The sequence below is a fragment of the Mesorhizobium sp. M0854 genome (assembly GCF_040319815.1).
GTDB lineage: Bacteria > Pseudomonadota > Alphaproteobacteria > Rhizobiales > Rhizobiaceae > Mesorhizobium.
Genome location: NZ_JAMYOL010000008.1, coordinates 72483 through 98702 on the forward strand (window position 1 = coordinate 72483; position 26220 = coordinate 98702).

Below are 26220 nucleotides of genomic sequence, written 5' to 3' on the forward strand. Positions count from 1 at the left end.
TCGGGCCGCAAAAAGAAAAGTCGCCGGGCGGATCTGCTGCACTGGTCTAGCCTGCCCTCATCACCTGCGTTGGCGTCAACGGCTTTGGCAGCGTCGCTCGACAGGGCTGGGACATCATGACGGAGTCGCGTTAGACATTCCAGCGAGGCGAATATCGGTTTGAATCCTCGGGCTGCCGCCCAACAATGCTGAATCATATCGTGTCAAGGCTTGCAACGACCGAAGACGCAACTGGCGCATATTGCACTTGGCTGTCAAGGTCGGGAATAGGGTCAGAACCTGCCCGTGATCTTGCATTCAGGGAACGTCCGAGAAGGGTCGGATCGCGAAGTTCCCGCCGCATTGGCGAACGTCCCGAGATGGCGCATGGTGCCGTTTCGGAACCGGGTGGACGGGGGGCAGGATCGCCAATCAACCTGGGATCATGTTGCAACCAAGTTCGAACGTCGCGTTACTGGCAAGTAGAAACGTCGCATTGGGACGTTTCAGAGGTAGGCGCCAGGTCAGGATTGCGGGGTGACGTGCATCCTGGCGTCGCCGTGAGCGCCCGATCGGGGGCGATCCAATATGGCACTTCGGCTTTACCAGCTTTGAGAGCCACTTACGCGCGAGCTTCGTTGGCCGGTGTCGGTTGCGGGTGATCCGATATTCGTCCAGCATCGCGACGACATGTGCAATGCGAAGCTTGGCGAAGAGTTTGACAGCGCAGATCAGCGCAAGATGTCCGACAGGCTCTCGGGCTTCTTCTCGCCAAGCGACAGATCAAGGCCCGACAGAAGTTCGACGAGGTGACTTTGCATCAGGTCGGACGCGTTTTGTGCGTCGTGCTTTTCGATGGCATCGACGAGGGCGTGATGGGCGTGGCTTTCGCAGGTGGTGTCGCGGCGGCGCCAGTAGAGCGCGATGATCAGCGACGACCGCGACAGCAGGTCTTTGACGAAACCGGTCAGGATAGAATGGCCGGCGATTTGGGCGATGCCGACATGGAATTTTGCCGACAGCATGATGGCGTCGCTGTCGCGGCCGGCATGCAGGGCCTCGTGCTCTTTTTCGAGATGAAGCCGCAGTTGCGCGATCTCGGCCGGCTTTGCCACTTCGGCGGCAAGCGCGGCGACCTTGGGCTCGATCAGCGCCCGCGCTTCGAACACCTCGCGCGCTTCCTGCTTGGTCGGCTGGGCGACGAACGCGCCGCGGTTCGGCTCGAGCCGAGCCAAGCGGTCATGCGACAGCGCCTGCAGCGCCGCGCGTATCACCGCGCGGCTCACCGAATAGATCGAGGCGAGTTCGTCCTCGGGTAGTTTTGTGCCCGGTGCGAGGCGGTGGCTGACGATGGCGTCGCGCAGGCCGGCATAGACCGGAAACCAGCGCATCGTCGGCTTGTCGCCATCCCGTGGCTTTGGCCCAAGCAGGTCCATCGTCTCATTGTCCCGGCGGCCGGATCGCTTAGCGGCGCGAACACCGCGTTTCCGGCCGGACATCGAACATCCTGTGTGGGAATGTCAACAATTTTGCACGCATCAGGATACACGGCCGGAGGGCGAAAAGGACGCAAAGATTCCGGCGAAGGATTTTTCGAGTGGAACCTGGTAGCCGCCGCGCTTTGAGGTCGACAGGCCAAGGCCGACGAGGCTCTCACAGAGTTTTACTGCGCAGGCGACGCCGTCGAGCACGGGAAGCCTATGTTCGCGGCTGAGCGCGGCGGCGAGGTCGGCCATGCCGGCGCATCCCAGCACAATCGCTTCGGCCCGGTCGTCGCGGATGGCGCGCTCGATCTCCTCCGAAATTCGATGGCGGGCGTTGGAGCCGGGCACTTCGAGCTCCAGAACGGGAACGTCGCTGGCCCGCACCCTGGCGCAGCGGCTGGCGAGGCCGTACCGCACCAGATTGTGCTCGATCGCCGGCACCGAACGCGACAGTGTCGTCACCACGCTGAACTTGCCGGCAATCAAGCTCGCCATGTGAAACGCCGCTTCGCCGATACCGACCACCGGCATCTCGCCGACGCAGCGTACTGCGTCGAGGCCGGTGTCGTCGAAGCAGGCGATGACGCAGGCGCTCGCCGCCGGATGTTTTTGGATCTCGCCGATCATTCCCGGGATGGCGAAGACCTCGTCGAAATAGCCTTCGACGCTCGGCGGCCCGTCGTTCGGATTGACGGCGATGATCCTGGTGCCGGCCGAAGCCGCGCGGCGCGCCGCCTCGCCGATCTTTTCGGTCATCGACGCGGTGGTGTTGGGATTGACGACGAGTACGTCCATTTGCGCTTTCATATTTCGCCGCCGAGATAGAGTTTCTTGACCCGGTCGTCGCCAAGCAGCTCAGCCGAATGTCCGGCCAGCGCGATCTTTCCGGTCGTCAGTGCGTAGGCACGCTGCGAGATGCGCAGCGCCATGCGCGAATTCTGCTCGACCAGCAGCACGCTGACCTTTTCGTCGCGGTTGATCGCGACGATCGAGCGGGCGATGTCCTGAACGAGCTTCGGCGCGACGCCGAGCGAGGGTTCATCGAGCAGCAGAAGCTTCGGTTTGGCCATCAGCGCCCGCCCGATCACCAGCATCTGCTGTTCGCCGCCGCTCATCGTACCCGCCGTCTGGGAATAGCGTTCCTTCAGGCGCGGGAAGCGCCCGAGCACCATGTCCAGCGTCCTTGCGATTTCGGCCTTGTCGGTTCGGGTGAAGGCGCCCATCATCAGATTGTCGCGCACCGTCATGTAGGAAAAGACGCGCCGACCCTCAGGTACCATGGCGATGCCCATCCTGACCAGCTCGTCCGGGCGCGTTCCGTCGATGCGGTGGCCCTGGAAATGAATCTCGCCGCTGCGGACCTTCTTCAGGCCGGTGATGGCGCGCAGGATCGAAGATTTGCCCGCGCCGTTCGCGCCGATCAGCGCTACCGTCTCGCCCTCGTTGACGCTCAGCGACACACCCTTCAGTGCATAGACATGGTCGTAGTAGAGTTCGACGTCCGAGATTTTCAGCAGTTCGCTCATGGCTAAAATCCGATCGTCTCATCTTCGGCGCCGAGATAGGCCTCGATGACCTTTTCGTTCTCCTGGATTTCCTTCGGCGTTCCCTCGGCGATTTTCACACCGAAGTTCAGGACGACGATGCGGTCGGAAATGTTCATGACGGCGGGCATATCGTGCTCGACCAGCAGGACAGTCACGCCGCGCTTCCGCACGCCGCGCACCATCTCCACCGCGCGCACGGTTTCGTCATGGTTCATGCCGGCGAAGGGCTCGTCGAGCAGAAGCACGGTCGGGTTCGTGGCGAGCCCGATGGCAATCCCGAGCGCGCGCAGATGGCCGTGCGGCAGCGTGCTGGCGATCTCATGCCGTTGCGCGCCGAGACCCAGGAAGTCGATGATCTCGTCGGCCGAGCGGCCGAATTCATCCTCGTCGCGCCGTGCGGTATTCGTGCCGAGATAGAAGCCGGCAAGGCTGGCATTGGAACGCAGGTGATGCGCGATTATGACATTGTCGCGCACCGTCATGCCCTTGAAGATCGTCGTCTCCTGGAACGTGCGCACCACGCCCTTCCGGGCGACGATATGCGGCGCCAGGCCTGAAATCCGCTCTCCCCGGAACAGCACTTCGCCCGAGGTCGGATTGAGGAAAGAGGAAATCAGCTTGAACAGCGTCGACTTGCCGGCGCCGTTGGGGCCGATGACGGAAAGGATCTCGCGTTCGCGGACCGCGAAGGAAACATTGTTGACCGCGACCAGCCCGCCGAAGCGTTTGGTCACTGCCTTGATCTGGAGAAGCTCAGTCATGGTCGTAGCCCTGCTTCTTGCCGAACAGCCTGAGGCTGAGCAGGCCGTTGGGAAGGAACAGCATCAGCGCGATCAGCACCGAAGAGAAGATCAGCAACTGGAACTCGCCGGTCTCGAACAGGAAATCCCAGCCGAAATAGAGCACGAAGGTGCCGATCATCGGCCCGAAGACGTGGCCGAGCCCGCCGAGGAAGCAGTTCAGCATGAAGTTCACCGAGTCGGTGACGGTGAAGCTCGACGGATAGATCGATTGCGAGATGGCGACGAACATCGCACCGCCGAGACCGCCGAGGAATGAGGAGATGGCATAGGCGATGACGCGCAAATAGGCGATGTTGACGCCGATCGAGGAGGCCAGTTCCTCGTTCTGCTGCAACGACTGGCAGAGTTTGCCGATGCGCGAATGGACAAGGCGGTAAAGCCCGGCAAAGCACAGCACCATCAGCGCAACCGAGACGAGATAGAAGGCGGGACGCGGATTGGCGAGCGTCGCGAAATCCGGAAGGATGCTCAGCCCGAAGATCGAGATGCCGCCGGGGAGCGGAATGCTGACCATGCCCTTGGCTCCGTTGGTGATCGGCAGTGCCAGCGCGAGCAGCCGCGCCACTTCGGTCAAAACCAGCGTGACCATGGCGAAATAGACGCCGCGAAGCCTGAGGATGGGCAGCCCGATCAGCACGCTTGCAGCGGCGCAGAACAGCCCAGCCAGCGGCAGTGTCAGCCAGAACGACACACCATGCTGGACGACAAGGATGGCCGAAACATAGCCGCCCATAAGCGCGAAGGCGCCCTGGCCGATATTGATGCGGCCGATGTAGAAAGTCACCCATACCCCGGCGCTGGCGATGCTGAGCAGCGCGACCGAAGTCAGCGTGTAGTAGAGGTCGAGCCGACCGGTCGCCTCGATCAGCCAGGGCACGCCGATGAGTACGACCAGCAGGAAGACAGCGACGCCGAGGATGTTACGTGTACGCTTCATGTCGATCACCCCCACGGCTTGCCCATGAGCCCGTTCGGGCGGATGCTCAGGAACACCATCAGCGCGGCGAAGATGACGAGATAAGTGACGTCGCCATATTGGCGTAGCACCGTCAGGCCGACCGATTCCATCATGCCGAGGATGAAGCCGCCGGCGATCGCTCCGCTGACCACGCCGGCCCCGCCGATCATCACCATCAAGAACGCCTTGATCGAGATCGGGCCGCCGATGCCCGAATTGACGCCGGTGATGGCGACCAGCAGCCCGCCGACTATGCCGGCAAGCATGGCGCCGAGCGCAAAGCCGATCATCGAATAGCGGTCGACCTCGACGCCCATAAGCTGCGCCGCGACCCGGTCCTGCGCCAGCGCCCGCATGGCGCGTCCCGGCTTGCTGTACTGCATGAAAAGCACGAAGGAGGCGATGAACAGTATGGCGAGTGCGCCGACCAGCAGCCGGTCGTAAGGCATTATGAGGCTGTCGGAGACGAAGACGCCGTTGACGATCTTCGGCACGCCGCGCTGCTTTTCACCGAACAGGAGGAGGATCACGGCGTCGAGGAAGAATGCGACCGCCGCCGCGAGAAGCATCGTACTTTCCTCCCGCACGCTTCGCTTGATCACCGTTCTGAAAAGGAATTTCTCGACCAGCGCTCCAATAACCAGCAGCGTGATCCCGGACGCAACGAGCGCGACGACGAAAGGCATGCCGAGCTGGCCATAGACGGTGTAGGTGATGAAGCCGCCGAGAACGTACATCTGCCCATGGGCAAAGTTAAGCACGTTCATCAGCGCGAAGATCAGGGTCAGACCGAGCGCGATCAAGGCGTATTGCGCGCCAAGATAGAGCCCGTTGGCGATGACTTGTTCCATCAGGATGGTTCCCCGGCCATTCAGAGGCTCAAGACGAATGCACGAGCCTCTGCGGCAATCCGCTTCAGTGCAGTTGCGTCAATCGACTTGAGCGACGAAGAGCGTCTCGAACTTGCCGTCGCGGTATTCCGTGACCACCATCGGGACCGAAAGCTGGCGCTTCTGGCCAAACGACGTCATTCCGACATAGGTCAGCTTGGCATCGCCCTTCAGATAGGGATTGGGCGCCGAGAAAGTGTCGATCGTCTTCTTGAACTCCTCGACATTGTCGATCGCGGCCGGGTTCGCCTTCAGCGTCTCGATGATGTATTCGAGCGCGTAGACCTTGGTGTTGGACTCGTCATTGTATTCGCCGAACATTTTCTTATAGCGGTCGACGAACTCCTTCATCATGTCGGACGCGATTTCGGGCGTCGATGCGCCGCCGACTGAGATGAAGCCGTTGGCCAACTCACCCGCGCCCTCTTCCAGCACCTTGGCATCCTGCGCCGTTTCGGTGGAGATCAGACCTTCGTAGCCGAGCTCGCGCGCGGCGCGGATCAGCAGCGGCGCATTGCCGGGCGCGACACCCGAAAGCACCAGCAGGTCCGGTTTTTGCAGAACGATCGGCGTCAGTACCGGTGTGAAATCGCGGGTATCGTTTTGGTAGACGTCCGTGGCAGCCACAACCTCAAGTCCGAGCGCCTTTGCCGCGGCAACACCGCCATCCCGCTGGCTCAGCGGATCGGATTCGTTGGCGGCGACAAAGGCAACTTTTCTCACGCCCCTGTTTTCCATGAGATATTTGTAGATCGCCGGAGCTGACTGGTAGTTGGCGATCATGCCGAGCACAGCGTTGGACGCCGGTGGGGTGTAGAGTTCCTTCGGGAATGCGTAGGGAAAATAGATGATGCCCTTGGATTCTGCCACGGGACGCACCGCCGCCGCGCCATCGTCAACATTCGGACCGACGACGTAGTGGATGCCCTCCTGGGCCATCTTCTCCATGCCGGCGATCGCCCGCTTGGGGTCCTTCTGATCGTCGAAGGTGACGATTTTGATGTCATAGGTCTCGTCACCAATCTTCACACCGCCGGTTTCGTTGATCCAGGCGGCGCGCGTCTGCATCGAGCGGACGTTGGATGTGCCCCACGCAGCGGCCGCGCCACTCGTCACGCCGACAAAGCCGATCTTGAGTTCCTTGTTGGCGGCGTGCACCGTGATTGTGCCGCCGGCCATGATTGCCAGCGCAGAGACGGTGCCGAGCGCGGCGAATGTGACTATTGAACGTCTATTGATCATTGTTCTTTCCCCTTTGGAGGCCGCGCATTGTTGCGACAGAACTCGACCGATACGCGGAGTTTTGTGAGTGAGGGCTCAAATCTATTATCTGTCAACAAAACTTTTACAGATTGTTGACAATCTTGTGCGGTCGCAGATGAAGGACGCGGTCCGCAGCATCGCGGCTTCCCTTCCAGAATCACGTTCCGTTCGCTCTGGCTAATATAAGCTTTGTGCCTAGTATTGACTGGGTGCGTAAAATTGTAGTACCGGCGCCGGCCGTCCCGAGTTCATTCCGCCGATGATGCCCACCTGGTCGCCAACGAGAGAGCAGCTCTCGGGCTCGCGCGACGAACTTCGCGAATGGTGCAGACGGCGCGTGCCGAAAATGCTGGAGCATGAGCGGCTCAGCTCTCGGGTGGTTGACGCCCGCCCTGATCCTGCCGCATTGAACGCGGAAGGCCAGCTAATGGCTTTTGCCTAGCCCTCCCGCGGCAGTGGACTCTGTTCCGATGTGCCGCTACGTGCGGACGGCTATGTTCGAAGTACCGGCCTGTAACGTCGGAAAAGGAGTGACCCCATTTTTTTGCGTGCAAGATCTTTTCCCATCGCCGCAAGGACTGCTTTTCTGGTCACACTGGCCGGTGTCCTCGTGCTCGCACTCTCACCGGAGTGGCTTTTGCAGAATTTTGGCTTCGGCTTCACCTCTCATGATGACAAGCTCAATCACGCCGCAGCTTTCGTCGTGTTGACGGCTATCGGCAGTCTCGGTTGGCCAGAGCACAGGGCAAGACTGACCATTTTTCTTGCTCTTACCGGCGCAGCGATCGAGATCCTCCAGGGCATGCAAATGATAGGCCGCGACATGGATATGTTCGACTGGTTTGCCGATTGTGTCGGCGTCGCTTGCGGGCTCGCAATTGCAAGCTGGACAAAGAAATTAGTCAGCGGATTCTCCTAGGTCACAACCCGTCAAGCTGGGGCTAATCGGCCGCGTGAAGCATATGCGCGGCGAAGAGGATCTACGTCACGCTTCGCTGCAGGACTTCAGAGAGCATTAAGTAAGGCCGCAGCGATCACTGAGACTATCATCCGCAAGCCGATCTGCGCATAGCAGCCGAGGGGAGTTATGGCCTTCTCTTTTTCATCAGAGCGCGGACTTTAACAATCATCGCTGCATTAGACCCCAATTGAGAGGCATGTATTTTGCGCATGTATCTGTCGGCGATCACCTTGTAACGAAGGGACAATCGCACCACGCGGTCGTACGTTGCGTCTTCTCCTGCGCACAATTGCTGCGCTTTTGTTGCTAAGGTACTCGGGGCGCCAGGCTGGACCGCTAGTTTTGCGGCCCACCCCAAATTACATCTGATTAGCGCGCTCTGTTCGGCCTTGATCATTGGATCGACTGCGGACCTAGCCTGAGAACTAAGAACCGTAGATGCGACCAGAACCGCGATAAAAAGCCGCTTCACAGTTGCCCTCAAACGCTGCATAGGCAGCCCCAGTGATTAAAACATTGGCTCCAGGTTTATAGCGCGCCGCCCGTTATGCGCAGCCGCCCACTCCGTTATTTTCGCCCCTGTTTCTGCCGGAAATAGTGATGACTTTGGAGACCATCGCCATCACAACCAGAACTCCGAATAGAATAAGAATCGGAAAATCGGTAGATTGCCGACAAGGTTCGTCATCTGGCGCGCAGTACGACAGGGCGGCCGCGGAATTCATCGTGGTTATCAGCGCGGAAGTGGAAAGACCGAGTAACTTCATACGCAGGTTTTTGGGAATATCGGCCTGCACCGGTCGGGCCGAGCCCGCGGTGCCGCATTTACTCGCAGCTATGGCGTACCTGATCAGCCACCATGCCCGCGGGACCCAACATAGCCTCGTTGAGCCCGGTGTAGCCATCTGTTTTGTCAACCTCGTTTATAGTGGTGACGGCCGCGGGCTAATGGAGCCGATCGCTGACAATGCCACGGATTCGGGGCGCGCTCTCAACCGGCGCGTGGAAGTGAAAGCCGTGAAATAGGGCGAACGCGAGCAGATTCGGCCATGCGCTGCAGGTATTATAGCCCCGGCTGCCGTGCACTGAACGATAGCCATGGATGATGAGCTCCGGAGGAATATCCGCTTGTTCGGCAATAGCAGAAGTTGTGTCTATGGTTAATCGGTCCTTAGGCTCATCTACATCGCTGCCAGCGCACGTCACGGCGGTCAGCCGCTCCGATACGATCGATGGCTGGCGCGACCGGCGCGGTGACGGCGGCGTTCCGCGCCTCCGGCCTCAACCTCATCGTTAGCGCGATCGTGCATTGGAATACGGTCTATATCGAACGGGCCGTCACCCACTTGCGCAAAATGCACCGAGATCCCGGATCATCCGCTCAAGCACGTCTCGCCGCTGAGCTGGGAACACGTCAATCTGACCGGCATCTATACCTGGGATACAGAACATCAGATGCGTGAAAGCTTCCGGTCGCTCAGACTTCCGGCTCGGTTACGCCACGCCGCATGACGTTCATGCTCCGTTCAACCTCGTGTCGCTGGGAACTGTTCTTGCTCCGACCCCAGGCTGGGAGACATGGAAGGATTGGGACGGCCACACGTTCCAGACCAACCGCGCCGCACTCAGCAATGAACGGACAATGCCGCTCTTTCGAGCGGGTCGATGCTGATAGGAAAGGTGGCGCGTGGGCGCCACCATTCTTGCTTTTCTTACGTGAATTACCTATTATAGGTACTTTAAAAGGAAGTACGGCGATGAAGCAATTCACATTCTCCGACATGAATCGCGTGTCAGGCGAAATCCTCGAAACGGCATTGATCGAGCCGGTGGCCCTGACCAAGCGCGGCAAGGAAAAGCTCGTCATCCTGTCCGCTGCTCAGTACCACCAGCTCGTCGGCCAGCCGCATTCGGTCGCCTATACGATCGAGGACGCACCGGATGATGTCCACAATGAACTCATGACAGGACTGGATGCCATAATTTCCGGCGACACGCCCGATGCTTAAAGCTGGCGATCTGCTCCGATATTATTACCTATGGGCGCGGGAAGCAGACGCCGGCGAGGAATCCGGACGCAAGGCGAGGCCGGTTTGCATCGTTGTCCGGACGCTAGCAACGCCCGCAGCCTTGTTTCTCTTTCCGCTGACTTCGCAAAAACCCGACCGGTCGCGCCCGCATCTCGCCATCAGCGAAATCGAATGCCGCCGCGGCGGCCTCGACTATCCGTCATGGCTGATCCTGGACGAATTTAACCGGGTGCCGGTCGATGAAGCCTATGATCTGGTGACGACGACGCCGATCGGCGCGTTCAGCCCCGCATTTGTCCGGAAAATTGCTGGCGTGATCAAAGAGACGGCGGCGCAGCGTCGATTGCGCGGCATCGTTCGCAAATAGCCGGACTGATTTCTTGGCGGGCCTCCGGTCCTTACCCGCATCGAACGGGCCAGCACCGGAGCGCGGGGCGCCCCTACGCCCTCTCCTCGCGCCCCACCCTCCCCTTCTGACGGTGTTTTCTCAAGAGGTGGACATTGTTGTCGTTGGCCGCCTGCAATTCCTCGAAATGCTCCCGAGCAACCCGCCGACCCAACAAACGGGCGATCGACAGGACGGCTCGTTCAACCATATCTCGTGCCGACATGTCAGCCCTGTAATCGTGACTTGCGCTGTCGTTCCCAGGTTTGGCCTCGTCCACCATGGCATGCCCGCTCTTCTGTGTAGATCAAAGGCATTGAGCGGCGTGATGATCGGCAAGACAAGTTCAGTTGCCGCGCGGCCGTAGTGTGGCGTGCAAATACTTGCGCGCTGCGATTTGGGATCCCGAAGCCGGGCCAAATTACCAAAAGCTCGGTCCTCTTGCAATATCGCACGCGATATCCAATATGCCTGCATGAGACTGCTTCTCGATACGGCGACCATGGTGACGGCGATCCGAAGTGACGCCGGTGCCTCGCGCCAACTGTTGGTGGCGGCTTTGGAGCGCCGGCTGACGCTCATCGCTTCGGTGATGTTGATGATCGAGTACCAGGCGGTCATGACAAGGCCCGAGCACCTTGAGGCTTCCGGCCTGTCCGCTGAGGATGTGAACGCGTTGCTAGATGCCGTGGCGGCCGTCGCCGAGCCGGTTCGCCTTCTCTTCCTCTGGCGACCCGCCGTGCGCGACCCGGACGACGACATGGTGCTGGAAGCTGCGGTAAACGGACGGGCGGATGCTATAGTGACGTTCAACCTAAGCGACTTCGGCAAAGTGGCCGAGCGCTTCGGTATCTTGGTCCTGTGGCCGGGCGAGGCGCTGAGACGATTGGAGAGAAAGACATGAGGAGAAGCAATTTCGCACTGCGGCTTCAGCTCTCGCTTTTGGATGAGGCGCGCAAGGTGGCGGAGAGCGAAGGCGTGCCGCTCAACCAGTTCATTAACGTGGCAGTCGCTGAAAAGCTTTCGGCGCTGCGCACGGAAAGCTACTTTCAGGAACGCGCCGCCCGTGCCGACCTTCCCAAGGCGCTGCATATCCTGAAACGGGCCGGCAAAGGGAAGGCGCCGATCAAGGGCGACGAATTGCCGGAGTAATGTACCCCGAGGGGTAGAGCGGTACGGCTCGTACCGGAGTTTCGCCTGCGTCCAAAGCGGCCGCCGGGCCGAAGACTGCCAGTCAAGGCTGGCGCAGCACGCGCCATAGCGATGCGGCTCTGGCCTTGACGGGCTGACTTCGGTCCGGCGTTCTCTCGACAAGCAGGCAGTTCCCTCGTCGAACATGATTTCCCTATCGGGAAAAGCCTGGACGAACTCTCTCCGACGCTGCTCCCACTTCGGCAAAGATAGGCGAATACCCGAAACCAGAACCGGTACTCCCGTATCCGCCCGTAGCAATACGCCGACACCGCGTACCAAGCGATTGCGGTTGCGGCTGTCTTTCCCCACAGGGCAGTCGCTGCCTCTGCAGCTTCAGGCACGGTCCGTTTCTGCACGGCGGCATCGCGGTTGAAGGCATCCAACAGATTGGGATCGCTCACCGCCCGATGGTGAGATGCCGCAAGAGGGCTCTGCGCTGGCAATTCCATGGCGGTTGAAGGGTGACGTGAGGCAGACGCTTCACTGCAAGCTGAGGGGTTCTCGGCTGAAGCCGGAAGTTGGGTTGGACGGGATCTTAATATCGCGCCTCCATTTTTCAGCCGCGGAAACAGCAGCCAGCCCGCCGCCTCAGGATCTTAGGACGCTGCTCGCCGTGAAAAGAACTGTTCCGGCATGTTCTGCCGGGCGATGCGCACCAGATCGCTAAGCGCCGAGCGGATTTGCGGCCAGGGGAACTCGGAGCATTCCCCCCAGGCCTTACCCTCGGGCAACACGGCCTCAAGCTTGCCCGCCACGCCGGCGACAGTCGTGGCAGGCGTCGTTGAGAACGCTTCCAGCAGATCCTTCGCCCGGTCCCCAGCCTCGCACTCGGCCTTGAGCGCGGCGGTGTCCGCTCCAAGCGGCCGACATCCTTTGCCCGCAGCTCAAGCGCCGGCAAATCTCCGCCGCCAGCCTCGCGCCGAAAGACTGTGTGAGATATCCGGGCTAGATATGCGCCACATTGATGCGCGCCTGCCTTGGGTGACTCCGAAGGCTGTGACAATCCACTTTGGTCTGCTACGTCGGTCCAGCATAGCTGCAGAAACGACTTCATGTCCAAGTTCACGCAGCTTGCGCGCGAAAGGCGTGATCTCACAGCCTCCATGCCAGCCGCCCGCCACGATAACAACGTTCGCCATCCGTCAACTCCTCGTCAATGCCCTGCCGTGGGGCACGTCAAGCCCTGCCGCCGTGCAATTGCGAAGGCTTTTGCTGTGGATAGGTTCTGACGTTCGACCATTGCCAATACCTGCTCAGGTTCGCAGGCCGTGAAGGTTGAATCCACAAACAGTATTGCGTTACAGCCCGGAGATATTCGGCTTGCCCTGGACGACGAATGTTTCGAGCATCGCCCAGCAATTGTCGCGCAGGTAGGTTTCGGTCCCGGCGAGCCTGTCGCGCCATTTCGTTAGCAGCCCATCATGCATCTGGGAGACCAGGGCCTGCTCATAGCCCTGATGAAGGTCCCAGGCTGTTTTGCCACTGCGCCCTGGCGGATGCTGCTTCAGGAAGGCGGGAAAGGACAGGCTCGCGTAGGCCTGTTCCGCCGCCTCGACGAGGTCCTTCACCAGTTCGACCTGGGTCTCGACATCCGCGCGGTTTCCAGGACGACTGACGTGGCCGGCGACCAGCGTCTCGAAGTCGTAGGCAAGAACAGTGCGGTGTGCTTCGACGAAGCCGGGAATATCGACGGCGACGCCGAGATTCTTATAGGGCATCCAGCCGGGATAAACGACGTCGATGAACATCAGGGTCTTCTGGCGTGGCGCGAAGATGAAGATGTTGTCGATCGAATGGTTGATGCCCTTGTAGGCCAGTTCGAGGCGTTGGTTTCCCTGCTCAAGGGTATAGGTCGTTTCGAAGGTTACAGTTGGAGCCGGGCGCCGCTGGTCCTTCCGCGATGAGAGCAGTTCGGCTGTCCGGGCGTGGGCGACGATCGTAACGTCCTTTGCAAACAGGTGCGCGCCGGCGATATGGTCGACATGTTCGTGGCTGTAGACCAGATGCGTCACCGGCTTGTCCGTGACGTCCGCGATAGCCCTAAAGTAGTTTTCCCCAAGGCTGGGTGGCGCGTCGCAAGCGATCACCCCGGTCGAAGAGACAAGAAACATGGTGCTGTAGGCACCATCCGTAACCCAATAAAGCCCATCGCCAATCTGCTGGACAAGGTAGCCTTTGCCAGGGTCGACCACAGGTCCCGCACCAGGCGTCGTAGTCGTGCTGCTGGCCGCAAGGGCGGGATGAATGCCGCACCCGCACAACCCGGCCCGGGCGGCTGTCGCACCGGCCACATATTGCAGGAAGTGGCGGCGACCTCGGTCGGCGGCGCCTTTGTTCAGTGTGTTGCGATCCGGCAGATCCTCAGGGTTGGCTATTTCGGACACTCAGCTCCGCTCCTCATCCAGATTTCGGCATCCATCACGAATTGATCATAGGGGATCGGCGGGGTCGTTCGTGCTTGCCCGGTCCGATCGGTACCTGGTGACCAGGCCCATCTCACAAGCGTCGATCTGAGATGGTTGATGACCTGATCGCCAGTGCGGTTTCCGTTGTGCCGCGGGTCTTTCAAATGTTCGCAGAGCTCATTTGTCGAAAGGCCGTCCCAGCCCATGCTGAGTGGCGCGAGGCGCCAGTTCTCGTCGGCGCCGGGGACGCCGCTGGCCGCATTGTTCGATTTTCCATGACAGGATGAACATGGCAGGCCCGCCGCACCATGATCCGCGGGTCCACGCGCCACACGAAACAGATGTCGATGCCGGTCGTCGCCCTGGCGCGGGTAGTCAGTCAGTGTGTGGCAATTCTGGCAACGCGGGCTTATCATGACGCGGGCGACCGTCGCGAAGGCGTTGGCTGAGGCCGTACTGCCGCCGTTCGTCTGCGACCACAGCGGCTGCACGAACGCCGAGACGGCGGCAATCGTCACGCCGACGAGCGCTCCCAGCGCAAGCCGATGGCCAGTCATCACGCATCACCCGCAGCGCGATGCACCGCGGCGCGGATGCGGGCATAGGTGCCGCAGCGGCACAGATTGGTGATTGCCGCATCGATGTCTTCATCCGTCGGATGCGGCTTGTCGTTGATCAGCGCGGCGGCGGCCATGATCATGCCGGACTGGCAATAACCGCATTGTGGAACCTGCTCTGCGATCCAGGCCTGCTGCAAGGGATGCGAGCGGTTATCCGAAAGTCCCTCGATCGTCGTGACATGTTTGTCCTCAGCTTCACCGAGCGAAAAGGAACAGGAGCGCACGGGCTGGCCATCGACATGCACTGTACAGGCGCCGCAGGCAGCGATGCCGCAACCGAATTTAGTGCCCGTCAGGCCGAGGTGATCGCGCAATGCCCAAAGCAGCGGCATGTCCGGCTCGGCATCGACCGTGACCGCGCGACCATTGACGGAAAATCGTGTCATTGCGTTGCTCCCGTCAGATCCGCTGGTAGCCGCTGCGCGAAATCGGCAGGGCTCGGATGCGCTCGCCTGTCGCGGCGAACACGGCGTTGCAGAAAGCGGCGTGCGTCGGCACCGGACCAATCTCCCCGACGCCTGTCGGCTTGGCGCCGCTCTCGATGAACCGAGTCGTGATGACAGGCGTCTCGGACACGTGCAGCGGGTCAAACTGATCGAAATTCGTCTGCTCGATCTCGCCGTCTGCGAAGGTTACCTCGGTGCGCAGGCCGGAAAGTCCCCAGACCACGCCGCCCTCGATGTTGGATTTGGCAATGCCTGGGTCGAGGGTCTGGCCGATATCGACGGCGCTCCAGACATGGTGACACTTGATGGTCTTGTCCTTGACGGAGAGTTCGACGACTTGCGCGATATAGCCGCCGAATGCTTTGGCGAGCGCCAGACCGCGGAATCGCCCCGCCGGTAATGCAGCCGGCCAGCCGCACAGCGCGCCGACAGCGTTCAGCACCGCGACCGCGCGGGGATCGGAAGCGGCAAGTCTCAGCCGATACGAAAGCGGGTCGGCATTTGCGCGGTGCGCCAACTCGTCGATGACGCTTTCCAGGACGAAATTGTTCGGTCCGTGGCCAGTTGTGCGCCAGACGGAAACCGAGAGCGGCGTGTCGACGCGATGTTGTTCGACCGCATAGTTCGCAATGGCGTAAGGCGTCTCGGTCAGGCCCTCGACGGCCATGCCATCGTATGCCGCCGGCGGCATGATCGGCCGCGCCCAGTCGCCCTGTGCCTTGATGACACCGCGCGGGAAAATGTAGAGCATGTGGGACGGCGAGACGACACGATGCGTCATCGCCGCCGGCAACCCGTCATTGCCGAGAGACGCCTTCACCGCATGGACCATTGGCGGGCGGTAGGCGTCGTAGCGGAAATCCTCTTCCCGACTCCAGATGACCTTGACCGGGCGGCCGGCGGCCTTTGCAACCAGGATCGCGATCTTCGCGAAATCCGCGAGCAGCCGCCGCCCAAAGCCGCCGCCCAGCAACGTTCTGTGGATGATGATCTGGTCGTCTGCGAGACCCAGCATCTGCTTGGCGACAGCGTGGGTGATCTCGACGCCCTGTGTCGGGATCCACAACTCGCACCGATCGTCCGTCACATGGGCCGTGCAGTTCATCGGCTCCATCGTCGCGTGCGCCTGCACCGGGATTTCGAAGATAGCCTCCAGCGGGCTGTCGGCAGCCGCCAGAACGGCAGAAGCGTCGCCCGCTTTGACTTTCGTGTCGAACGACGTGGATTTCAGCAGCGCGCTATATTCGGCCCTTTGGCCACTGGTTGAATATCCGGCGAGTGGACCCTGCTTGAATGTAAGCTCTGCGCCATCGAGAGCGCGCTTCGCCGTCCAGTAGTCATTGGCAACGACGGCGAGGCCGGACGGAATTTCGACGACGGCAAGCACACCGCGCTCAGCCTTGATCGCCGTTGGGTCGAAGGCCGCCAGCGATCCCCCCTGCGAAGGAGCGCGGCGGATGGCGGCTACCGCCATGCCGGGCACTTTCACGTCGATGCCGAAAATCGCCGAGCCATCGACCTTCGAGGGTATGTCGACGCGTGGCTGCGGCTTGCCGATCAGTTCCAAGCTGCTTGTCGGCCTGAGATGAGGATCTTTTGGGATATCGAGCCTTGCCGCGTCAGCGGCAACCGAACCAAAACTCACCACCCGGTCAGTCGGATCATGATGGATGCGGCCCTGGTCGACGCGAAGGCTCGCAGCGGCAACCCCCAGACGCGTCGCGGCCGCGCCGACGAGCATCTCGCGTGCGGCGGCGCCAACGGTGCGCATGATCGGGAAGAAGGTCGAGATCGATTCGCTGTTGCCGGTGAACATCCATTGATATTGCGGGTGCCGGTATGCGGGATCGAAATCGGCCCATTCAAGCGCGACGCGCGACCAGTCGGCGCCGAGTTCGTCGGCGAGCACCAAGGGAAGGGTGGTTTGGATGCCCTGTCCCATTTCCGACTGGGAGAGCATGATCGTCACCATGTCGTCTGGATCGATGCGCAGCCAGGCATTGATGAATTTGTCGGGGAGTGAAGATGCGGCCCGCGCTTTGACGGTGACCTGCGCCGACAGGAGCAGAGCGCCGGTCGCGACCAGCAATTGCCTTCGATCCAGCGATCCGACCTTGGTCGGTGCGCCCAGTGGACTATCCATCAAGTTCAGCGATCCCTTCTTGCGACCGGTCACTGCCACGACCGAACCTCTCGCCTTCGATCATAGGATGAGTCATTATTCGTTCAACTGAAATCGCTGGATATGTGATATGAACAATTCGGATATCATGGCCGAACAGGATGGCTGGTGCAGCAAGTAGGAGATGCAGTTGACTAGCAAAGCCAACACCGATCAGCAGAAACTGCGCCGGCTCGACTTCACCATGCTGACGATCTTTCGGGATCTCGTTCGATTGCAAAAGACAACGCTTGTTGCGGCTACGCTGGGTGTCAGCCAGTCTGCCGTCAGCCATGCGCTGGCTCGGCTACGGGAACTCTTCGACGATCCCCTGTTCGTCAGGCGCCCGAACGGTCTGGAACCGACACAGCGTGCCTCACAGCTTCTCCCACAAGTCGAAGTCATTCTTCGACTTGCCCAGGATGCACTCAACGTTCCCACGCACTTCGACCCCGAAACATCCACGCGCTCGTTCCGGCTCGCCGGCAACGACCTTGTCGGCGCCGTGATTGCCCCGCCGCTGATAAGGACGTTGCGTGCCGAGGCACCTGGATGCCGGGTGGCGTTTCAATTCGCTGTCGGAACCGAAAGCCTGAACGCCCTGCGCACCAACGAAATGGAGATGGCGATCGGGCGCGTCTGGGATCTGCCCGACGAGTTCCGGGCCGTGCCAGTCTTCGAAGAAGACTTTGTCGTTGTTGTCAGGAAAGACCATCCGGTCGCTCACGACGCGGCGATGTCGCTCGAAGAATACCTATCGCTCGATCACATCCTCGTCTCATTCAGGGGTGGATTTCATGGGATGGTCGATCAGGCTCTGAAGAAGCGCCGGCTTCGGCGCCGGGTTGTCGCCAGCGTCCCGATGTTCATGACGGCCATGGGCGTTGTGGCGAGCGGCGATCTCTCTTCAACGGTCCCGGCCCGGCTCGCCGCCAAATACGCCGATCAGTTCGGGCTTGCGGTCCTGAAAACGCCACTCGCCATTGATCCGTTTACGTTCAGCCTCGTGCGGCATGCACGATCGACGTCGGACGTTGGCCTGGATTGGTTGTCGGCAAGGATAATCGAGAGCGCCTGCCCGCCCTGACCCAAAAAGGAATAAGAAGAAACCATGGCCTTGTTCGGGATTTGACGCACACCGGACTCTTGGTCACGCTGGACCGATGACAAGGGGCGTGCTGCTGGACCTCGCAGGCGTCAACCATGGTGGTAAGACCGCTATACCAGGCGAGGTCGACGCCGTCGCGCAGTTGCGGCAGTCCGGTTTGGCCGACGCATAGTAAGCAATGCCACGCGCTCTGTTGGTTTGTCTACGCTATTATAGCCGTGCAGTACGAAAACTACAACAACTTGAACATGTTAGTGGCAGCGCAATCGTACAAAGACCGGCATTGGGAAACAACAGTAAAGGTCGCCTGACAAACTCCTAATTTGTAGGTCACAGGTTCGATTCCTGTGGGATCACCACTCAGTCACAGCAAATATGGCCCAAGCTAAATTAGAGCAAGGCTAGGCGATTCCGTTACCGGCCATCCTGGTCGGTGACCCACGAGCTTTCAAAGCAGCCATCAGCATAGGCCCGACCGAAAACTCCCGGGCCCTCGCCTTCTCAGTCAGCACGCGCAGATACATCGCCGATCACATGGACTTCATGGAGCTGCAGAAAAATGGTTCACTTTTTGTTCTTTTCCGAAAACGCGTGGCGAGATATATAGTCTGGCGTGTCCTTTAACTGATTCCTCAGGGAGGCAGCGCGCAGATGACCGTCCAGCCCATCAATACCATGCTGCAGGGGGACAGGATTCTCAATGAACCGATAATCAGCTGCCCAAGCTGCAAGACGGAAATCAAGCTCAATGAGTCGCTCGCGGCCCCTTTGATTGCCGCCACGCGTGAAGAATACGAAATGCGCCTGGCGCAGAGCAAGGCATCGATGGCTGCAAGAGAAGAGGAGCTCAAGCGCCAGCAGGCCGAGATCGTCGCCGCCAAAGAGGACATCGCCAACCAGGTGGCTGGGCAAATCAAGCTTGAGCGTGCCGGAATCGCGGTCGAGGAAGCCCGCAAGGCAAAATTGCTGCTTTCGGTAGACCTGGAGGACAAGGATAAGAAGCTTGCCGAGCTGGAGGCGACGTTGAAGGCGCGCGACGAAAAGCTCACCGAGGCCCAGCAGCAACAGGCGGAATTCCTGAAAAAGCAGCGTGCGCTTGACGACGAAAGCCGGGAGATGGCGCTGACCATCGAAAGGAAGATCCAGGAGGGGCTGGACGCCGTTCGCGTCAAGGCGAGGTCGGAAGCCGAAGACGGCCTTAAGATGAAGGTTGCGGAAAAAGAAGAACAGATCGCCGGCATGCAGCGTCAAATTGAGGAGCTGAAGCGCCGTGCGGAACAGGGTTCCCAGCAGCTGCAGGGTGAAGTTCTGGAGCTTCAGCTGGAAGCCCTCATTGCCGGCCGGTTCCCGATGGACGTCATTGAACCGGTTGCCAAGGGTGAGTTCGGCGGAGATGTCCTGCACCGCGTGGTCGGACCGGCCGGCCAGCCATGCGGCGCCATTTTGTGGGAATCGAAACGCACCAAGAACTGGAGCCAGGGTTGGTTGGGGAAGCTTAGGGCTGATCAGCGGGCCGCAAAGGCGGACATTGCGCTTATGATCTCGGAAGCTCTGCCTGCCGGTGTGGAAACCTTCGATCTTCTGGACGGGGTCTATGTCGCCCATCCCAAATGCGCGATGCCGATCGCAATCATGCTGCGACAATCACTCATCGAGCTGGCGAACTCCCGCCTCGCCCAGGACGGCCAAGCCACCAAAATGGAGCAGGTCTATGGCTATCTGACCGGTCCGCGGTTCCGCCATCGCGTCGAGGCCATCGTCGAAAAGTTCTCTGATATGCAGGAGGACCTGGCCAAGGAACGCAAGGCCACAACACGCCTGTGGGCCAAGCGGGAGGCTCAAATACAAGGCGTAATCGAGTCGACCGCGGGGATGTACGGCGACTTGCAAGGCATCGCTGGAAAGGTGATGCAAGAAATTGACGGCTTGGAGGTCCTGGCCATTGAAACATCTCCGCCCGGTGCCGAATAGGCAATCGGTATGCAGCTCAACAGGAAAACGATTGGCAATCTGGAGCGGCTTCCCCAGACATACCCATCGGACTCCTCGGATAGGGTAAGCAAAAGAAGCCCGCCCACCCGAGGCAATCGTCGTGCCTAGCCGACGGCCTCTTATCTAAGGTCTTGACTCCTATATTGCCATATGGCTATATAGTCATATGGCAATATATGGACCCACCGGCGACCGTCTGAGCAAGGCATTCTCGGCCCTCTCCGATCCCACGCGCCGCGCGATCCTGGCCCGCCTTGCGACGGGCGAAGCCACGGTGTCGGAACTGCTGGCACCATTCGAACTCAGTCAACCCACGATCTCCAAGCATCTCAAGGTGCTGGAGGATGCGGGTTTCATCGAACGCGGACGTGATGCGCAGCGGCGACCGCGCAAGCTGGTGACAACGGCTCTCAAGGATATTGCCGACTGGGTAGAGCCGTTTCGCAGCCAATGGGAAGACAGGCTCGACAATCTGGATCGCCACCTCGAAAAAATGGGCAAAAAGGAGAAGTAGGATGCTGGCAGGGATCGCGAACACCGACCTGATACTCGACCGGGACACGCACACGATCATTCTGACGCGCGTGCTTGCTGCGCCCTGTGAACAGGTCTTCGAGGCATGGACGCAGCCGGAGCATGTGGCATGCTGGTGGGATCCATCAGGCGAACCGCTCGCACAATGCGAGATCGACCTGCGTCCGGGAGGGGCCTTCAGGTTCGTCAACCGGCATCCCCCTGGCGCCAACCAGTTCGCTGGCGTCTATCGCGAGATCGCACCGCCGCGTCATCTCGTCTTCGAAGCAATGGGGGCGATCGGGCGTGTCATTCTCGACGAGACTGGCGGCAAGACGTTTCTGACGGTGAGGATCGAGTGCGGCTCGGCGGAACGGTTGGAGCAATATCTGAAGATGGGCATCGACACCGGAACGGCCAAGACATTGGACAACCTTGCCGCACATATTGGCGCGATGGCACAACGGACATCCAGCTCTCCGTTAACTGCTCCGAGCAGCGGCGAGTAACATTAGATGCAACAATCAATCTGGACAGCGGCAGATGCGGCTCTGGTGGCGTATGCCATCACCTGCGTCGTTCTATGCCTTAATCTTCTGATGCTCTGGGCTTCCAGCGGGGCGATCCGCGCGAAGGGTGGCGTGGCAATCAATCCGGAGGATGGGGCTCGCTATGGTGTACCCGTGTCAGAAATTGACCCGCCAACTGTCGCGCGGCTCCTGCGCGCACACCGCAATGCCGAGGCCACGATCTATCCATTTCTGCTGCTGGGCCTGCTCTTTGTTTTCACGGGAGGAAAGGCAGCAATTGCAATTCCCATTTTCGCAATTTTTGTAGTCGCCAGGATCGTACATTCGATAGTCTATCTGAAGGCCATGCAGCCTTGGCGCACGATCGCTTTTGCAGTCTCCCTGCTCGCAATCGTTGTCCTGATGGGCGCCGTAGTCCACGATTTGCTCTTTGCCTGAGGTAGAACCGTATGTCAGTACCGAAAGCTCCAATCCTGTCGTTCACGGACGTCGTCGCCATCGAGGCCGGCGTGTCGACTAGCGAAAGACTGACGAGGACGTCTGTTTGGGGTCGAACTTGCCTATTGGGAGAGCGGACATTCGCGGACCGCCACACTGCTATAGTCAATGCTATGGATCGACTCCAGCACCTGGTGCACGCGCGGCGGCCGTGATGATTTTGTCGGGATCGTCGGTCCAGACGAAGGGCTATGACTGCAGCTTGTGGTCGATGACGAAGCGGTTGATAGCGGAATCCAACCTGCCCTCAACACAGGACTGGTGATAGCCGGCGCACCGCCTGTCGTGCTGCCGCCATCGGTGCTCTTCGTTTTCTGAAGCGCTTTTTCGTGGACTCAATCGTAAGAGCATCGTCAGGGCGACCTGCGGTTTTCCACTATTATGATCGGCTCGTGCCCGAATTTTCTATCAACGTCGCCGCGACTCGAGTATTAGGTTCCGCTTATGGAGCGTCGACACGCCATCCGAAGGATCAGGGACGGACTTTGGGAAGTCTATGACATAGACAATGAAAAGGTTGTCTTGGTGGACAGCGTAGCTCTGACCAATTTGCGGGACGAAGAGGCACTCGATGCGTTGGAGTTGCTAATGGGTGGATTTCTTGTTGCGAGCAGGTTTCCAAGGCTCGCTTGATGGTTTCTCCAGGGACATGTTCGCGCGCACGTCAGGCGAAAGCGCCTCAAGCCTCTCATTGTGGGTTCCATCAGAACCGCAGGGCACGAGTTTCCAGCGCCGGTTGCCCTGCGGCGGGAGGTTGGGGTGGCACCAAGCAGGCAGGAAGGACATCGCCATTACGCACCGATTTACGCGGCAAATCTTGGCTCGGGAACTCCCGTTACGCCGAGGCCGGTGATGGCAAAAAGGCTGCCTCGTAAAACTCCGTCGCCCGGAAAGCGCGGCAGCGGCGGCTTGGCCATCGAAGTGACGTACAGGGTGTCGAGCCTCGGCCCGCCGAACATGACGCTGGTGATCTTCTTGACGGGCATGTCGATGATGCGATCAACGCTGCCGTCGGGCGCGTAACGCACCAGCCTGCCATCATAGACCAGCGCGTTCCACAGGAATCCTTCCGCATCGACAGTTGAGCCGTCAGCCGCCCCGCCCCGGCTGGTATCGACACGCGTGAAAGTGCGCCGGTTGGTGGCGGCACCGGTTGCGATGTCGTAGTCGTAGGCCCAGATCTCGCCGGTCCAGGTGTCGGCGAAATAAAAGGTGCGGTCGTCCGGGCTCCAGCACGGACCGTTCGAGCAGATGATGCCGGAATCTATTCTGGTAACGGAGAAATCCGGATCGAGCCGGTAGAGTCCGCCGGAGGGTCCCTCTTCCATCGTGTCCATTGAGCCGGCGAAGAAGCGGCCGCGCCGGTCGACCTTGCCGTCATTGAGCCGGTTCATCGGCCTGTCCGGCTCCGGATCGTGAATCGGCGTCACCTCGCCGGTGGCGAAATCAAGCAGATGGAAACCGCGCTGCAGCGATACCACCGCGCCACCTCCGTCCTTGCGCAATGCCATCGAACCGATCTTCATCGGCACGTCCCAGCAACGGATCTCGCTCCCGTCGGCGGTTGCCCGAAACACACGCCCGTCGAAACTGTCGATCCAGTAGAGGCGCTCCTGTTCAACGTCCCACAGCGGTCCCTCGCCCAGCGTGGTCTTCACGTCCACCACGACTTCGATCTTCATGCCGTCCTCCTCTGTTCGAACCTTGCAGAAACCGGTCAGAACGCGACCTGGTCGCCGCCCTTCAATGACAGGATTTCGCGGGCCTCGTCGGGCGTTGCCACTTCCATGCCGAGGCCTTCGACGATCTTGCGGGCGAGCACCACCTGCTCGGCATTCGACTTGGCAAGCCTGCCCCTACCGGCCCAAAGACTGTCTTCGAGCCCAACGCGAATGTTGCCGCCAAGCGCTGCCGATTGTGCCGCGATGCGCAACTGGCTGGCGCCCGCACCCAGCACCGACCAGCGGAACTGGTCGCCGAACAGGCGATCGGCGGTGCGCTTCATATGGGCGACGTCTTCCGGGTGCATGCCGATGCCGCCGAGCAGGCCGAACACCGACTGCACGAAGAACGGCGGCTTCACCAGCCCGCGATCGGCGAAATGGGAGAGGTTATAGAGATGGGCGATGTCGTAGCACTCGAACTCGAAGCGCGTCCCATTGTCGTAGCAGGTTGCCAGTATGTATTCGATGTCCTTGAACGAGTTGCGGAAGATCAGATCACGCGTCGCTTCCAGATGCGGCTTTTCCCAATCGAACTTGAACGTCTCGTATTTGGCGGCGAGGTGATAGAGCCCGAAATTGATCGAGCCCATGTTGAGCGAGGCGACCTCCGGCTTGAATTGGGCGGCGGGGCGCACACGCTCCTCCACCTTCATGTAAGGACTGCCGCCGGTGGTGATGTTGATGGCGGCATTGGTGCCTTGCTTGACGCGCGGCAGGAAACGCGCGAACGCCTCTGGCGTCTGGTCGGGCTTGCCGGTTTCGGGGTCGCGGGCATGCAGATGCAGGATCGCCGCACCCGCCTCCGCCGCCGCGATCGCCTCGCGCGCGATCTGGTCCGGCGTGATCGGTAGATAAGGCGACATAGTCGGCGTGTGGATCGCCCCCGTCACCGCGCAGGTGATGATGACCTTGCCGCTGGGTTGCTGGGCGCCGGGCTTGCGGCTTGTTTGCGTCATTGTCCAAACTCCTGATCCGACTTTTTCTTGTGCGCCGCCAGCACCATCAGCCGGCGGTCGCGCCAGACCTGCCGTTCGCCGAGTTCTTCCCGCGGCAGGCGCTTGCGACGCTCGGCCTCGACCGTTTCCATGACCTCGCCGGCCCAGTCGACGCGGCGCAGCATCTGCGGGAAGATGTTGGAATAGATCGCCTGATAGCGCTCGACATAGTCGCGCACACCACCGGGTGCATTGAGGTCGATCGTCTCGAACGGACCCATGAACGACCAGCGCAGCGCCAGCCCGTCGCGCAGGCCAGTGTCGACGTCCTCGACGCTGGCATAGCCGTCCGCGACGAGCCGAAACGCCTCCTCCAACAGCGCGCCTTGCAAGCGGTTCATGATGAAGCCGTCGAGCTCGCGCTTCATCACCAGTGGCGCATGGCCCGCCTCGACAAGAAACGCGCGGGTCCTTTCCACCGTTTCGGCGGAGGTCCATGGCGCCGGCACCACCTCCGCTGCCGGGATGAGATAGGGCGGATTGATCGGGTGCACGACGAGGCAGCGATGGCGCCCCTCAAGATGATCGGTGAATCTCGACGGCAACAGCGCCGAGGTGGAACTGGCGATCACCGCCTGCGGACCGGAAAGTGCGTCGATGCGGGAGAACACGTCACGCTTCACCTCGAGGTTTTCCGGCGTGTTCTCCTGGACATGGACGGCATCGGCCAGGGCCTCGCCAAGCTCCTCCACAATGGTGATGCGGCCAAGCACGGTATCGACCGCCTGTCCCCGCAGCAGATCGTTGGCGGCAAGGTCGCCGAGCACCCCAGCGATATAGTCGCGCGCACCGCTGGCCGCGGCCGGCGCCTGGTCCCACATGCGCACATCATGGCCGGCACGAGCGAAGCTGATCGCCCACGCTCGCCCGATGAAGCCGCTTCCGACAATTGCTACCTTCGCCATGATCTCCCCCTCAGAGTGTCTCGACGTTGCCGTCGACGCCGAGCGACTGGCCGGAAATGTTGATGCCCGCATCGGAAAGCAGGAAGGCCACCATCGCCGCGACATCGTATGGGCTGGTCATGCGGCGCAGCGAGATGTTCTGCAGATAGCGTTGTGTCATCTCCTCGTTTGAAACGCCGAGCTGCTTTGCCCGGTCGGCAATGACCTTGTCGATGCGCGGCCCTTCGATGATGCCGGGCAAGATGGCATTGACCCTGATCCCATGCGGTCCGAGTTCCTTGGCAAGGCTCTGGGTCAGGCCGACAACGCCGAACTTGGCAGCCGAGTACGGCGTGCGGAACGCGTAGCCATGGCGGCCGGCGGCCGAAGACATCGAAACGATCGAGCCGCCGCCCGCCGCCTTGATCAGCGGCACGGCACGGCGCGCGCACAGGAACTGGCCGGTCAGGCAGATATCTATGCAGCGCCGCCAGTCTGCCGGATCGATCTCATCGACCCCGCCGGTCGGCCCGGCAATGCCGGCATTGTTGATCAGGGCGTCGAGCCCGCCGAGCTTCTCCTTTATGGTCTCGAACAGTCGGTCGACATCGTCGTCGCGTGAAACGTCCGCTTTGACTGCGCCGGCGAGTGTGAGCCTCTCTGGAGCGGCGGCCAGCGCCTCGTCGGAAATGTCGCAGATCACGACACGTGCGCCGAGCCGCGACAGTGTCTCTGCAATGGCAAAGCCGATGCCGCCGGCGCCCGCCGTGACCAGCACGCGTTGGCCTTTGATCCCGGTCAGGAATTCGTCCGCCGATGCCGGTGCGCTGGAGCTCATTATTCCATTCCT

At 60.7% G+C, this 26220-nt stretch carries 27 protein-coding genes and 1 pseudogene; 12 read left to right on the forward strand and 16 right to left on the reverse strand.

What is annotated here, in order from left to right:
* Positions 1 to 710 precede the first annotated feature (710 nt).
* From NKH99_RS15020 to NKH99_RS15050, 7 genes are all read right to left on the reverse strand, one after another.
* Positions 711 to 1415, reverse strand: coding sequence for a GntR family transcriptional regulator (locus tag NKH99_RS15020; protein WP_352474573.1), 705 nt, complete (start codon positions 1413 to 1415; stop codon positions 711 to 713).
* Between the two features lie 102 nt (positions 1416 to 1517).
* A complete protein-coding gene (locus tag NKH99_RS15025) occupies positions 1518 to 2258 on the reverse strand; it encodes an aspartate/glutamate racemase family protein (protein ID WP_352822519.1) in 741 nt (246 codons plus the stop codon).
* Positions 2259 to 2266: 8 nt separating this feature from the next.
* Complete coding sequence (locus NKH99_RS15030; RefSeq protein ID WP_353014505.1) at positions 2267 to 2989, reverse strand: ABC transporter ATP-binding protein; 723 nt, start codon at positions 2987 to 2989, stop codon at positions 2267 to 2269.
* A gap of 2 nt (positions 2990 to 2991) precedes the next feature.
* Positions 2992 to 3771 (reverse strand): ABC transporter ATP-binding protein, encoded by a 780-nt coding sequence (locus NKH99_RS15035; RefSeq protein ID WP_352474568.1) that lies wholly within the window; start codon positions 3769 to 3771, stop codon positions 2992 to 2994.
* Positions 3764 to 4750: a branched-chain amino acid ABC transporter permease gene (locus tag NKH99_RS15040; RefSeq protein ID WP_353014506.1), complete on the reverse strand. Its 987-nt coding sequence runs from the start codon at positions 4748 to 4750 to the stop codon at positions 3764 to 3766. The genes NKH99_RS15035 and NKH99_RS15040 overlap by 8 nt, the downstream gene beginning before the upstream one ends.
* Positions 4751 to 4755: 5 nt before the next feature.
* Positions 4756 to 5622 carry a branched-chain amino acid ABC transporter permease gene (locus NKH99_RS15045; protein WP_352452194.1) on the reverse strand — a complete coding sequence of 289 codons (867 nt, stop codon included), beginning with the start codon at positions 5620 to 5622 and terminating at the stop codon, positions 4756 to 4758.
* Positions 5623 to 5700: 78 nt separating this feature from the next.
* Positions 5701 to 6903, reverse strand: a complete 1203-nt coding sequence (locus NKH99_RS15050; RefSeq protein ID WP_353014507.1) for an ABC transporter substrate-binding protein — start codon at positions 6901 to 6903, stop codon at positions 5701 to 5703.
* A 565-nt stretch (positions 6904 to 7468) separates the two neighbouring features.
* On the opposite strand from NKH99_RS15050, the gene NKH99_RS15055 reads away from it, so the two are divergent.
* From NKH99_RS15055 to NKH99_RS15085, 7 genes and pseudogenes are all read left to right on the forward strand, one after another.
* Positions 7469 to 7843, forward strand: coding sequence for a VanZ family protein (locus NKH99_RS15055; protein ID WP_352935745.1), 375 nt, complete (start codon positions 7469 to 7471; stop codon positions 7841 to 7843).
* 642 nt (positions 7844 to 8485) lie between these two features.
* A complete protein-coding gene (locus tag NKH99_RS15060; protein WP_353014508.1) occupies positions 8486 to 8911 on the forward strand; it encodes an OmpA family protein in 426 nt (141 codons plus the stop codon).
* A 236-nt stretch (positions 8912 to 9147) separates the two neighbouring features.
* Positions 9148 to 9397, forward strand: a pseudogene (locus tag NKH99_RS15065) (Tn3 family transposase); the annotation flags it as partial.
* A gap of 245 nt (positions 9398 to 9642) precedes the next feature.
* On the forward strand, positions 9643 to 9894 hold the full coding sequence (locus tag NKH99_RS15070) for a type II toxin-antitoxin system Phd/YefM family antitoxin (protein ID WP_352474563.1): 252 nt from the start codon (positions 9643 to 9645) through the stop codon (positions 9892 to 9894).
* Entirely contained in the window at positions 9887 to 10282 is a 396-nt protein-coding gene (locus NKH99_RS15075) for a hypothetical protein (protein ID WP_352618550.1), read from the forward strand. Before NKH99_RS15070 ends, NKH99_RS15075 begins: the two co-directional genes overlap by 8 nt.
* Positions 10283 to 10775: 493 nt before the next feature.
* Positions 10776 to 11204, forward strand: coding sequence for a putative toxin-antitoxin system toxin component, PIN family (locus NKH99_RS15080; RefSeq protein WP_353014509.1), 429 nt, complete (start codon positions 10776 to 10778; stop codon positions 11202 to 11204).
* A complete protein-coding gene (locus NKH99_RS15085; RefSeq protein ID WP_023722511.1) occupies positions 11201 to 11452 on the forward strand; it encodes a hypothetical protein in 252 nt (83 codons plus the stop codon). Before NKH99_RS15080 ends, NKH99_RS15085 begins: the two co-directional genes overlap by 4 nt.
* Here NKH99_RS15085 and NKH99_RS32745 read toward each other — a convergent pair.
* From NKH99_RS32745 to NKH99_RS15105, 5 genes are all read right to left on the reverse strand, one after another.
* Entirely contained in the window at positions 11350 to 11943 is a 594-nt protein-coding gene (locus tag NKH99_RS32745) for a Y4oE-related protein (RefSeq protein WP_502900053.1), read from the reverse strand. The two genes, NKH99_RS15085 and NKH99_RS32745, sit on opposite strands and share 103 nt — an antisense overlap.
* An 849-nt stretch (positions 11944 to 12792) precedes the next feature.
* Positions 12793 to 13878 carry an MBL fold metallo-hydrolase gene (locus NKH99_RS15090; RefSeq protein WP_353014511.1) on the reverse strand — a complete coding sequence of 362 codons (1086 nt, stop codon included), beginning with the start codon at positions 13876 to 13878 and terminating at the stop codon, positions 12793 to 12795.
* A complete protein-coding gene (locus NKH99_RS15095; protein ID WP_353014512.1) occupies positions 13866 to 14417 on the reverse strand; it encodes a hypothetical protein in 552 nt (183 codons plus the stop codon). The genes NKH99_RS15090 and NKH99_RS15095 overlap by 13 nt, the downstream gene beginning before the upstream one ends.
* 38 nt (positions 14418 to 14455) lie before the next feature.
* Entirely contained in the window at positions 14456 to 14905 is a 450-nt protein-coding gene (locus NKH99_RS15100) for a (2Fe-2S)-binding protein (protein ID WP_352542524.1), read from the reverse strand.
* Between the two features lie 13 nt (positions 14906 to 14918).
* Positions 14919 to 17147 carry a xanthine dehydrogenase family protein molybdopterin-binding subunit gene (locus NKH99_RS15105; RefSeq protein WP_353014513.1) on the reverse strand — a complete coding sequence of 743 codons (2229 nt, stop codon included), beginning with the start codon at positions 17145 to 17147 and terminating at the stop codon, positions 14919 to 14921.
* Between the two features lie 130 nt (positions 17148 to 17277).
* On the opposite strand from NKH99_RS15105, the gene NKH99_RS15110 reads away from it, so the two are divergent.
* The 5 genes from NKH99_RS15110 to NKH99_RS15130 all read left to right on the forward strand — a co-directional run bounded on the left by NKH99_RS15110 (position 17278) and on the right by NKH99_RS15130 (position 21707).
* Positions 17278 to 18213: a LysR family transcriptional regulator gene (locus tag NKH99_RS15110; RefSeq protein WP_353014515.1), complete on the forward strand. Its 936-nt coding sequence runs from the start codon at positions 17278 to 17280 to the stop codon at positions 18211 to 18213.
* Positions 18214 to 18885: 672 nt separating this feature from the next.
* Positions 18886 to 20205 carry a DUF2130 domain-containing protein gene (locus NKH99_RS15115; RefSeq protein WP_352473193.1) on the forward strand — a complete coding sequence of 440 codons (1320 nt, stop codon included), beginning with the start codon at positions 18886 to 18888 and terminating at the stop codon, positions 20203 to 20205.
* Between the two features lie 187 nt (positions 20206 to 20392).
* Positions 20393 to 20740 (forward strand): ArsR/SmtB family transcription factor, encoded by a 348-nt coding sequence (locus NKH99_RS15120; RefSeq protein WP_352473191.1) that lies wholly within the window; start codon positions 20393 to 20395, stop codon positions 20738 to 20740.
* A 1-nt stretch (position 20741) separates the two neighbouring features.
* Entirely contained in the window at positions 20742 to 21248 is a 507-nt protein-coding gene (locus NKH99_RS15125; protein WP_353014517.1) for an SRPBCC family protein, read from the forward strand.
* A gap of 6 nt (positions 21249 to 21254) precedes the next feature.
* A complete protein-coding gene (locus NKH99_RS15130; protein WP_352473188.1) occupies positions 21255 to 21707 on the forward strand; it encodes an MAPEG family protein in 453 nt (150 codons plus the stop codon).
* A gap of 863 nt (positions 21708 to 22570) precedes the next feature.
* On the opposite strand, the gene NKH99_RS15135 is transcribed toward NKH99_RS15130, so the two are convergent.
* Genes NKH99_RS15135 through NKH99_RS15150 form a run of 4 tightly spaced genes read right to left on the reverse strand, consistent with a single transcriptional unit; the run spans position 22571 to position 26208 of the window.
* Positions 22571 to 23449, reverse strand: coding sequence for an SMP-30/gluconolactonase/LRE family protein (locus tag NKH99_RS15135; RefSeq protein WP_352542530.1), 879 nt, complete (start codon positions 23447 to 23449; stop codon positions 22571 to 22573).
* Between the two features lie 35 nt (positions 23450 to 23484).
* Positions 23485 to 24447, reverse strand: coding sequence for a 3,5-dioxohexanoate:acetyl-CoA acetone transferase (gene kce, locus NKH99_RS15140; RefSeq protein ID WP_353014519.1), 963 nt, complete (start codon positions 24445 to 24447; stop codon positions 23485 to 23487).
* Complete coding sequence (locus NKH99_RS15145) at positions 24444 to 25391, reverse strand: 3-hydroxyacyl-CoA dehydrogenase (protein WP_353014521.1); 948 nt, start codon at positions 25389 to 25391, stop codon at positions 24444 to 24446. Before NKH99_RS15145 ends, kce begins: the two co-directional genes overlap by 4 nt.
* A 10-nt stretch (positions 25392 to 25401) precedes the next feature.
* Entirely contained in the window at positions 25402 to 26208 is an 807-nt protein-coding gene (locus NKH99_RS15150) for an SDR family oxidoreductase (protein WP_353014523.1), read from the reverse strand.
* Between the last annotated feature and the right edge of the window lie 12 nt (positions 26209 to 26220).

Excerpts from the sequence above, each read along its gene's own strand:
- NKH99_RS15020 (WP_352474573.1), bottom strand. The coding sequence starts at position 1,415 with ATGGACCTGCTTGGGCCAAAGCCACGGGATGGCGACAAGCCGACGATG.
- NKH99_RS15025 (WP_352822519.1), bottom strand. The coding sequence starts at position 2,258 with ATGGACGTACTCGTCGTCAATCCCAACACCACCGCGTCGATGACCGAA.
- NKH99_RS15030 (WP_353014505.1), bottom strand. The coding sequence starts at position 2,989 with ATGAGCGAACTGCTGAAAATCTCGGACGTCGAACTCTACTACGACCAT.
- NKH99_RS15035 (WP_352474568.1), bottom strand. The coding sequence starts at position 3,771 with ATGACTGAGCTTCTCCAGATCAAGGCAGTGACCAAACGCTTCGGCGGG.
- NKH99_RS15040 (WP_353014506.1), bottom strand. The coding sequence starts at position 4,750 with ATGAAGCGTACACGTAACATCCTCGGCGTCGCTGTCTTCCTGCTGGTC.
- NKH99_RS15045 (WP_352452194.1), bottom strand. The coding sequence starts at position 5,622 with ATGGAACAAGTCATCGCCAACGGGCTCTATCTTGGCGCGCAATACGCC.
- NKH99_RS15050 (WP_353014507.1), bottom strand. The coding sequence starts at position 6,903 with ATGATCAATAGACGTTCAATAGTCACATTCGCCGCGCTCGGCACCGTC.
- NKH99_RS15060 (WP_353014508.1), top strand. The coding sequence starts at position 8,486 with ATGACTTTGGAGACCATCGCCATCACAACCAGAACTCCGAATAGAATA.
- NKH99_RS15070 (WP_352474563.1), top strand. The coding sequence starts at position 9,643 with ATGAAGCAATTCACATTCTCCGACATGAATCGCGTGTCAGGCGAAATC.
- NKH99_RS15075 (WP_352618550.1), top strand. The coding sequence starts at position 9,887 with ATGCTTAAAGCTGGCGATCTGCTCCGATATTATTACCTATGGGCGCGG.
- NKH99_RS15080 (WP_353014509.1), top strand. The coding sequence starts at position 10,776 with ATGAGACTGCTTCTCGATACGGCGACCATGGTGACGGCGATCCGAAGT.
- NKH99_RS15085 (WP_023722511.1), top strand. The coding sequence starts at position 11,201 with ATGAGGAGAAGCAATTTCGCACTGCGGCTTCAGCTCTCGCTTTTGGAT.
- NKH99_RS32745 (WP_502900053.1), bottom strand. The coding sequence starts at position 11,943 with ATGGAATTGCCAGCGCAGAGCCCTCTTGCGGCATCTCACCATCGGGCG.
- NKH99_RS15100 (WP_352542524.1), bottom strand. The coding sequence starts at position 14,905 with ATGACACGATTTTCCGTCAATGGTCGCGCGGTCACGGTCGATGCCGAG.
- NKH99_RS15115 (WP_352473193.1), top strand. The coding sequence starts at position 18,886 with ATGACCGTCCAGCCCATCAATACCATGCTGCAGGGGGACAGGATTCTC.
- NKH99_RS15120 (WP_352473191.1), top strand. The coding sequence starts at position 20,393 with ATGGCAATATATGGACCCACCGGCGACCGTCTGAGCAAGGCATTCTCG.
- NKH99_RS15125 (WP_353014517.1), top strand. The coding sequence starts at position 20,742 with ATGCTGGCAGGGATCGCGAACACCGACCTGATACTCGACCGGGACACG.
- NKH99_RS15130 (WP_352473188.1), top strand. The coding sequence starts at position 21,255 with ATGCAACAATCAATCTGGACAGCGGCAGATGCGGCTCTGGTGGCGTAT.
- NKH99_RS15135 (WP_352542530.1), bottom strand. The coding sequence starts at position 23,449 with ATGAAGATCGAAGTCGTGGTGGACGTGAAGACCACGCTGGGCGAGGGA.
- kce (WP_353014519.1), bottom strand. The coding sequence starts at position 24,447 with ATGACGCAAACAAGCCGCAAGCCCGGCGCCCAGCAACCCAGCGGCAAG.
- NKH99_RS15145 (WP_353014521.1), bottom strand. The coding sequence starts at position 25,391 with ATGGCGAAGGTAGCAATTGTCGGAAGCGGCTTCATCGGGCGAGCGTGG.
- NKH99_RS15150 (WP_353014523.1), bottom strand. The coding sequence starts at position 26,208 with ATGAGCTCCAGCGCACCGGCATCGGCGGACGAATTCCTGACCGGGATC.